The sequence below is a fragment of the Candidatus Cyanaurora vandensis genome, assembly GCF_013285555.1.
Lineage (GTDB): Bacteria > Cyanobacteriota > Cyanobacteriia > Gloeobacterales > Anthocerotibacteraceae > Cyanaurora > Cyanaurora vandensis.
Genome location: NZ_JAAXLT010000074.1, coordinates 21,160 through 29,269 on the forward strand (window position 1 = coordinate 21,160; position 8,110 = coordinate 29,269).

Consider the following 8,110-nt stretch of genomic DNA (forward strand, 5'->3'; position numbering starts at 1 on the left):
GACCCAGGAGACAGCACTGCAAGAAATTTTTGGCCTTGCGACCAATGATCCATTGCGTATGATGGTCTTGAGATTAGTGGCAGCCTGGAAAATCAGGCGCAAAAGGAACCAACAGCCCGAAGAGGAGGATGAGATGCTGGTACGGTTAGACCAAGCTTATCTGGAATGGGAAAGAGAAACCCTGACTCGTGGGAGACTTGAAGGGGAACTCAAAGGCAAGCTTAAAGCAGTACCTGCATTATTAGCACGGAGCTTTAGGGTAGAGGAAATCGCTCAAATTCTGGGCTTATCCGTGGATCAGGTAGCCCAGGCCCAACAAGCATCAACGAACTAAAGAGGAGGATGAGATGCTGGTACGGTTAGACCAAGCTTATCTGGAATGGGAAAAGGAAACCCTAGCTCGTGGCAGGCTTGAAGGGGAACTCAAAGGTAAGCTCGAAGGGGAACTCAAAGGCAAGCTTAAAGCAGTACCTGCATTATTAGCACGGAGCTTTAGTGTAGAGGAAATCGCTCAAATGCTGGGCTTATCCGTGGATCAGGTAGCCCAGGTTCAAAAAGCATCAACGAACTGAAGAGGCGTAAGGTAACATATCCATAAAGTCGTATCTCAGGGAACAGCAGTGATGGAAGTTACGCTCCAAATACCCGATGAAATGGCTAAGACTTTGGGATCTCGTAAGGAGAGCTTACCTCAAATCTTGATGCTAGGCTTGCGTGAACTTGACGCTAATCCGTCCATAGATTTTTCTGGCCTGACTGAGATTCTAGAGTTTTTAGCTAAGCTACCATCGCCACAAGAGATTTTAGCTCTACGGTTATCTCCCACGGTGCAGGCTGAAGTTGACGCGCTGCTGGATAAAAATCGTACTCAAGGCTTGGATGCTGGTGATCGCATCTTATGGCAGCACTATGAGTTTATTGAGCATCTTGTACGATTAGCTAAAACTCAGGCCCTGTTGAAATTACAGCAAGCTAAATGAGTAAAACTTACATTTCTAATGCTTTGAGAGAGGTTGTATTTGCTCGTGCTCAGGGTTGTTGTGAGTATTGCTTGATTTCTGAAATGGTTGTTTTAGCTCATCATCAGCTCGATCATGTGATTGCAGAAAAACATGGCGGGTCAACTGATCTAGAAAATTTAGCGTTGTCCTGCGTGTTATGTAATCAAGCAAAGGGTAGTGATATTGCTTCAATTGATCCAGAATCTGGCGATATCGTAAGACTTTTTAACCCTAGAAAGGATAATTGGGTTGATCATTTTTGCTTCCAGGTGGAAGATAGTATGATTCAACCTTTAACGGCAATTGGACGGGTGACTATAAAACTGTTGCGAATAAACCGTGATGAGTATTTGCCAGTGCGTAAAGTGCTGGCTGAATTGGAACTGCTTCCTATCGCTACACGGAGTTGATGGGATGAAAACAGTAAAATTAGGAGAGATAGTCGATATTAAGGGCGGAGGGACACCTGATAAATCAGTTCCAGAATATTGGAGAGGTGATATTCCTTGGGCATCTGTAAAAGATTTTAAATCAACCGAAATAATATCAACAGCGGACTCTATTACTCAGCTAGGTGTTAAAAATTCTGCAACTAACATTATTCCTTCAGGGGCAATAATTGTTCCAACAAGAATGGCTGTAGGCAAGGCGGCAATTAACCTAATTGATATTGCTATCAATCAAGATTTAAAGGCACTTTTTCCCAAGCCTAATATTGATACACATTATCTTCTTCATGCTCTTCTAGTAAATTCGTCAAAGCTAGAACGACAGGCAACAGGAGCAACAGTAAAAGGCATTACACTTGAAGTTTTGCGAGCATTAGAAATCCCCCTCCCCCTACTCGCCGAACAAAAACGAATCGCCGCAATCCTCGACCAAGCCGATACCCTGCGCCGCCTACGCCAACGCTCCCTCGACCGACTTGATCAGTTGGGGCAAGCTATTTTTTATGAGATGTTTGGTGATCCGGTGACGAATCCAAAAGGGTGGTCTCGAATTCCTTTTAGCAAGTTGCTAGAGAACATTGATAGTGGATGGAGTCCTATATGTCTTGATCGTGCTGCTGCGGAAAGTGAGTGGGGTGTCTTAAAACTTGGAGCAGTAACTTGGTGTGAATACAATCAATTAGAAAACAAGGCACTTCCTCCAAATATTCAAGCTGACCCAACACTTGAAGTCTGTAATGGGGATTTACTATTTACTAGGAAAAATACTTATGGCTTAGTGGCTGCTTGCGTCCATGTTAAGTCAACTCGTCCCAAACTTATGATATCAGATCTGATTTTCAGATTTCGCTTGCGTTCTATTAGTGAGGTTGAACCCTGTTTTCTCCATCAACTTTTAATTTATCCATCAAAAAGACAGCAAATACAAAAACTTGCAAGTGGTTCAGCTAGCTCAATGCCAAACATTTCTAAAGGAAAGCTACAGGATGTTCTAATTGAAATTCCTCCTTTCTCTCTCCAACAAGAATTTGCAAGCCGAGTGCAAAGAATCGAAACAATTAAAGAACCTTGTAGTCGTTCCTTAGCTGAATATGATGCGTTATTCTCCTCTCTCCAACACCGCGCCTTCCGAGGAGAACTATAATATGGCGGATAGGACGACCCATATTAAACACAGCTTATAATATGGGAGCATCTTCACTCTATATGAAAAGCAGAGCATAGTATGGTGGGCAGCACAGGCCTTAACCGGGCAGGAAGATACATCAGTCAGTCAACGGGCTATCACGTCTTCCGAGGAGAACTATAGGAGCCGCCATGTCCCAATTCGCTTTCCTCCAAGCAGAATTTAACTCCGTTTTTGAACACGCCCAACGCGCCGAAGCCAGTGCCCTATCCGACCCCCGCGCCGCCTGCTTCTATAGTCGTTTGGCCCTAGAAACCATTATCAACTGGATGTATGACCATGACCGCGCCCTACGCAGACCCTACGACGACAACCTCAATACACTCATCCACGAACCAACGTTTATCAGCCTCGTCGGACAATCCATATTCACCAAAGCCAAAATCATCAAAGACCTCGGCAACCGTGCCGTCCACGATACCCGACCCGTTACCCAACAAAACGCCATCAACGTCCTGCGCGAACTCTTTCATGTCTCCTATTGGCTCGTGCGTACCTATGCCAAAGGCGAAAAACCAGCCGCCGACTTGAAGTTCGTCCAGGACGCTCTACCCCAAAATACCCAAGTCGAAATCACCACCCTCAAACGCCTTAAAGATGTGGCAGCCTATTATGACGCCACCGCCCAAGCCCTCGAAGAAGCCGATGCCGCCCGTGAACAAACCGAACAACAACGCGCCCAACTCGAAGCCCGACTCAATCGCCTCTTAGAAGAAATCGCCGCTGCCAAACTCGCCAACCAAACCACACCCGATACCCACGACTACACCGAAGCCCAAACCCGTGATATTTTTATTGACCTACTGCTCCAGGAAGCAGGCTGGCAACTCGACCAAGACCGTGACCGTGAATTTCCCATCACCGGAATGCCCAATCCCAGCGGCAAAGGCTATGTGGATTACATCCTCTGGGGTAACGATGGCAAACCCCTCGCCCTCGTCGAAGCCAAACGCACCCGCCACGACCCCCGCAGCGGCAAACAACAAGCCAAACTCTACGCCGACAGCCTAGAGCAACAATTCAAGCAACGCCCGATTATCTTTTACACCAACGGCTATGACCATTGGCTATGGGATGACACCAACTACCCGCCTCGCTCAGTCCAAGGCTTTTTGAAGAAAGACGAATTGATGCTTCTCCAGCAGCGTCGCACTCTCAAGAAAACCCTCGGCACCGTAGATATTGACCACACCATCGCTGGACGCTACTACCAAACCCGCGCCATCCGCCGCATCGGTGAAGCCTTTGAGAAAGATAACCTGCGTAAAGCACTCCTGGTCATGGCCACCGGCTCCGGTAAAACCCGCACCGTCATTGCCTTGATCGACCAACTCATGCGGGCCAATTGGGTGAAACGTGCGCTCTTCTTGGCTGACCGTGTTGCGCTTGTTATCCAGGCAGTCAATGCGTTCAAAAAACACCTACCCCAAACCGCACCCGTTAATCTCATCACCGAAAAAGCCACCGAAGGCCGCCTCTATTTATCCACCTATCCCACCATGCTGAGTCTGATTGACGAAATCCAAAACGGTCAGCGGCGGTTTGGCACAGGATATTTTGACTTGATTGTTATTGATGAAGCCCACCGCTCCGTCTACCGCAAGTATCGGGCGATTTTTGAATATTTTGACTGCTTATTAGTTGGACTCACCGCCACCCCTCGTGACGAGATTGACCGTGACACCTATTCACTCTTTGAGCTTGAGCGTGGCGTTCCCACGGATTCCTATGACCTTGACCAAGCCGTTGCCGATGGATTTCTAGTTCCACCCAAGGCCATCTCCGTACCCCTGAAGTTTCAGCGGGAAGGCATTAGTTACGAAGCGTTATCCGAGGCCGAGCAAGAGGAATGGGATGCCCTAGAGTGGTCTGAGGATGGCACAGTACCCGACCGAGTAGAAGCCGGAGCACTCAATAATTGGCTCTTTAATAAAGACACGGTGGATAAAGTACTCGAACACGTCATGACCCACGGCCTAAAGGTTAATGAAGGCGACCGCTTAGGCAAAACCATTATCTTTGCTAAAAACCATAACCATGCCGAGTTTATCGCCGAACGCTTCGATGCGAATTATCCTTATCTGAAAGGACACTTCGCCCGTGTGATTGATAATAAAACAGAGTATGCCCAATCCTTAATCGATGACTTCTCCAATCCAGATAAGTCTCCTCATATCGCTATCTCTGTGGATATGCTGGATACCGGAATTGACATACCCGAAGTCGTCAATCTCGTATTTTTCAAAATAGTCCGTTCAAAAACCAAGTTCTGGCAAATGATTGGACGCGGCACCCGGCTATGTCCTAACTTATTCGGCCCAGGGCTGCACAAAGAAGATTTTCTTGTATTCGATTTCTGTCAGAACTTTGAATTTTTCAATCAAAATCCCACTACCTCAGACGGTGCTCTAGGCCAATCGCTGAGCCAGAAGCTCTTTATTAACCGCGTTGCCCTGCTCGGCGAACTGGAAAAGACCGAGGGCGACCTAGTGCAAGAATTACATCGAGAAGTGGCTGACCGCCTGTTTACGGAAGTCGCCGGCATGGGTTTGGAGAACTTCATCGTCAGACCGAAGCGTCGCCTCGTCGAGAAATATCAAGATAAACAGATATGGAGGCAATTGAACGAAGAAGACCGCGCCGAACTCACCGAACACATCGCGGGTTTGCCTAGTTCCCTAGAAGATAATAACTTACCTGCCAAACAATTTGACTATATTGTGTTACTCTCCCAACTCGCCCTCTTGCGTGGCGACCCCAAGCTCTTGGCGTACCAAGGACGCATTCAGGCGATTGCGGTGCAGTTAGCAGAACTAGGCAATATTCCGATGGTTGCTGATGAATTAGAACTTATCCTCGCGGTACAAACCGATGAATTTTGGCAAGACCTAAGCGCACCAACCCTGGAACGACTCCGCACTAGATTACGCAACCTCGTCCAGCTCATTAAATTTGAGCGTCGTAAAATTGTCTACACAGATTTTGAAGATGAGATAGGCGAGGCTGTAGCCATTGCTCTTCCTGCCGTTTCCAATGGCACAGATAAAGCTCGGTTTATGCGTAAAGTGCGTCATTTCCTTGACTTCCATGAAAATCACATTGCTATCCAGAAGCTGAGACAGAACGAGCAGCTCACACCTTGGGATGTGTCTGAACTAGAGCGTATCTTCCTAGAAGAAGGTGTCGGGAGTGCAGAGGATCTGGTGAATATCCGTAGTAATGATGGTGGGCTGGGTCTGTTTATTCGTTCTCTCATCGGCTTAGATCGTGAAGCCGCTAAGCGAACCCTAGCCGTATTTATCCAGGGGAAAAGCCTAAACTCAACCCAAATTGAGTTCGTAAACATGATTATTGAGTACTTAACGGAGCAGGGCGTGGTGGAGCCACGCCGATTGTACGAGAGTCCATTTACTGATCTAGCTGATCAAGGAGTCAGTGGAGTATTCAAGCCTGCCGAGGTAAAACAGCTTATTCAAATCCTCCAAGACGTACAGGCAAGAGCCGCAGCATAAAAGAATTCTCGTGCATTCCAAGGCTGAAAGTTGAAAACTGGCTGGAAGCCTAACGTTCGAGCTAAGCGGGTCCCGCTTGAACAAGGGGTTAGGCCCTACTAGGCGCAATGGGCTGACAGACGACCTTGAACCGCGCCCAGGAGATGAGCAGGTCTTCATGGAACGCTCGGCTAGCGTTTTGGCACTCGCGAGTGAAGTAAGCACGATGGCCTTCAGTACTCAAGCGAACCGTCTCCTTCACCTTCTGTGGCGGCGAAGTCCGCGCTGACCTGACGAACAGCACAACATCCACTCTCGTGGTCTCGATGACGCAGAGAGGCTGGCCTGCTCGACCTGGCTGGCGACCGGCTACTTGCCATACGTCTCCGGGGGGCTTCGGCAGCCCCTCGGGGTTCAGTAGGGTAACACCATGATGTGTTCACTGTTAGGTTGGTAATGTGCCATGTTACTACGGACGTTCGTGGGATCGCACTGAATAGCGGCCTAACGACTAAGCTCAGTTGCCGGGGCCGCTGTCGCGACGTCGAAGCTGGAAAGCCGTATTGCGGCCCTGGTCAACTGCAGCATTCTGTTAGGCCGCCTACGAACCACCACTATCAATTGCTGCTTTCCCTGCCGGTAGCGTAAACCGGAACTTTGAACCGAGACCTTCCTTACTTTCGACAGCCACCTTCCCGTCGTGAGCCTCGATGAACGTCTTTACGATGGCCAGACCCAGACCCAACCCACCTTCCTTCTGAGGATCAGTCTCCAATTTGTCGAATACTTTGTCGAGGCGTTCCTGCGGGATTCCCGCACCATTGTCGCTGACCCAACCCTCTACAGCTCCCTTCGCGTCAAGCTCCCGTGCCCCTATGATCACCTCTCCGCCTGGCGTGTACAGGATCGCGTTGGCAATGAGGTTCTGAAATACCCGCCTTAACGCGCTCGCATCTGCATACACGACCAGATCGCCCGGCACCTCGTTGAGCATCTGCGTACTGGCAGTTCCTGCTACTGGGTGTACATCTTGAATGAGAGCCTCGACGAGCGGCCACAAATCAAGCACGCGCCGCTCTAATTTAATGCCTGTTTGTGAGAGGAGATGCGTGTTCTCCTCAATTACCTTGCCGATCAAGCCATCAAGATGCGCCACGTTACGGCGCAGGGTCTTCAGCATCTGGACGCTTTCGGCACTGGCGCCTCGCTCCGGGAGTTTCCTCTCCAGGATGCTCGTGGCCAGGGAAATGGCATTCAGCGGATTTCGCAGATCGTGTGCCACAAAGGCGAGATACTCTTCCCTGCGCTGCTGCACGTCCTTCGCTTGCTGGGTGGCATAGGTCTGCACCGCCAAACCGATTGCCCCGTCCAGGACACGATTCAGGATGTGGAAAGATTTACCCTGCAGTCTCAAACCGTTGGCATCGGCCAGATCGTGGATACAGCCGCGCAGGATATTGTACTCCGCAACGACTTCTTCAATATCAAATCCGTCCTGGATACGCTGCAAACCATGGGCTGGTGGGCTGCGTTCGGCGAGTGCCTCCGGGATCGTTTCGTCAGAGCGCACTTGGAGCGCGGCAGCCAATTCATCGATGAGATCAGGAAGGTGATCGTTTAGCGTTGGAGCGTCTAGATCCCTCGCTGCGGGGAGTTCCTTCACCTGCTGTCGCCACCGCGAGAGCAAGGCGTCGCGCTCCTGCTTGATGAGCACTGCGAGCTTGTCGACGTCGTTGATGGGCATTTCGATTCCTCGTTCGGGCTGGTTTAGCGAGTTCTAGCGCCCTAACGGTTGAACTCACCCGCCGCTAATCGCTTTGGATGATTCCAGATACTTTAGCATACGGTCGAGGCTACCAAGAATATAGAGGCTAAACTCAGATGCCTAAGCTGACAAGCATTTAAAATGCGTTATACTGGAATTATTCAATGTCCAAAAATGTTACAACCATGCTTAGTAAAAGCTTCCTTTCCTCAGAAGAA

7 protein-coding genes are annotated in these 8,110 nt (G+C 49.3%); 6 read left to right on the forward strand and 1 reads right to left on the reverse strand.

Features of this window, described 5'->3' with window-relative positions; all coding sequences use genetic code 11:
* The first annotated feature begins 133 nt into the window (after positions 1 to 133).
* The 6 genes from HFM78_RS04800 to HFM78_RS04825 all read left to right on the forward strand — a co-directional run bounded on the left by HFM78_RS04800 (position 134) and on the right by HFM78_RS04825 (position 6,148).
* A complete protein-coding gene (locus HFM78_RS04800) occupies positions 134 to 334 on the forward strand; it encodes a hypothetical protein (protein WP_287128284.1) in 201 nt (66 codons plus the stop codon).
* A gap of 13 nt (positions 335 to 347) precedes the next feature.
* Entirely contained in the window at positions 348 to 572 is a 225-nt protein-coding gene (locus HFM78_RS04805) for a hypothetical protein (RefSeq protein WP_287128285.1), read from the forward strand.
* Between the two features lie 51 nt (positions 573 to 623).
* Entirely contained in the window at positions 624 to 980 is a 357-nt protein-coding gene (locus HFM78_RS04810; protein ID WP_287128286.1) for a hypothetical protein, read from the forward strand.
* Positions 977 to 1,411, forward strand: a complete 435-nt coding sequence (locus tag HFM78_RS04815) for an HNH endonuclease (RefSeq protein ID WP_287128287.1) — start codon at positions 977 to 979, stop codon at positions 1,409 to 1,411. The genes HFM78_RS04810 and HFM78_RS04815 overlap by 4 nt, the downstream gene beginning before the upstream one ends.
* A gap of 4 nt (positions 1,412 to 1,415) precedes the next feature.
* Complete coding sequence (locus tag HFM78_RS04820) at positions 1,416 to 2,594, forward strand: restriction endonuclease subunit S (protein WP_287128288.1); 1,179 nt, start codon at positions 1,416 to 1,418, stop codon at positions 2,592 to 2,594.
* Between the two features lie 173 nt (positions 2,595 to 2,767).
* On the forward strand, positions 2,768 to 6,148 hold the full coding sequence (locus HFM78_RS04825) for a DEAD/DEAH box helicase family protein (RefSeq protein WP_287128289.1): 3,381 nt from the start codon (positions 2,768 to 2,770) through the stop codon (positions 6,146 to 6,148).
* A gap of 580 nt (positions 6,149 to 6,728) precedes the next feature.
* On the opposite strand, the gene HFM78_RS04830 is transcribed toward HFM78_RS04825, so the two are convergent.
* The gene (locus HFM78_RS04830) at positions 6,729 to 7,871 is read right to left on the reverse strand and encodes a sensor histidine kinase (RefSeq protein WP_287128290.1); all 1,143 of its coding nucleotides are present in this window, start codon (positions 7,869 to 7,871) and stop codon (positions 6,729 to 6,731) included.
* Between the last annotated feature and the right edge of the window lie 239 nt (positions 7,872 to 8,110).

What these genes read in the sequence shown, in the direction of transcription:
- HFM78_RS04800 (WP_287128284.1), top strand. Translation starts at nt 134, where the DNA reads ATGCTGGTACGGTTAGACCAAGCTTATCTGGAATGGGAAAGAGAAACC.
- HFM78_RS04805 (WP_287128285.1), top strand. Translation starts at nt 348, where the DNA reads ATGCTGGTACGGTTAGACCAAGCTTATCTGGAATGGGAAAAGGAAACC.
- HFM78_RS04810 (WP_287128286.1), top strand. Translation starts at nt 624, where the DNA reads ATGGAAGTTACGCTCCAAATACCCGATGAAATGGCTAAGACTTTGGGA.
- HFM78_RS04815 (WP_287128287.1), top strand. Translation starts at nt 977, where the DNA reads ATGAGTAAAACTTACATTTCTAATGCTTTGAGAGAGGTTGTATTTGCT.
- HFM78_RS04820 (WP_287128288.1), top strand. Translation starts at nt 1,416, where the DNA reads ATGAAAACAGTAAAATTAGGAGAGATAGTCGATATTAAGGGCGGAGGG.
- HFM78_RS04825 (WP_287128289.1), top strand. Translation starts at nt 2,768, where the DNA reads ATGTCCCAATTCGCTTTCCTCCAAGCAGAATTTAACTCCGTTTTTGAA.
- HFM78_RS04830 (WP_287128290.1), bottom strand. Translation starts at nt 7,871, where the DNA reads ATGCCCATCAACGACGTCGACAAGCTCGCAGTGCTCATCAAGCAGGAG.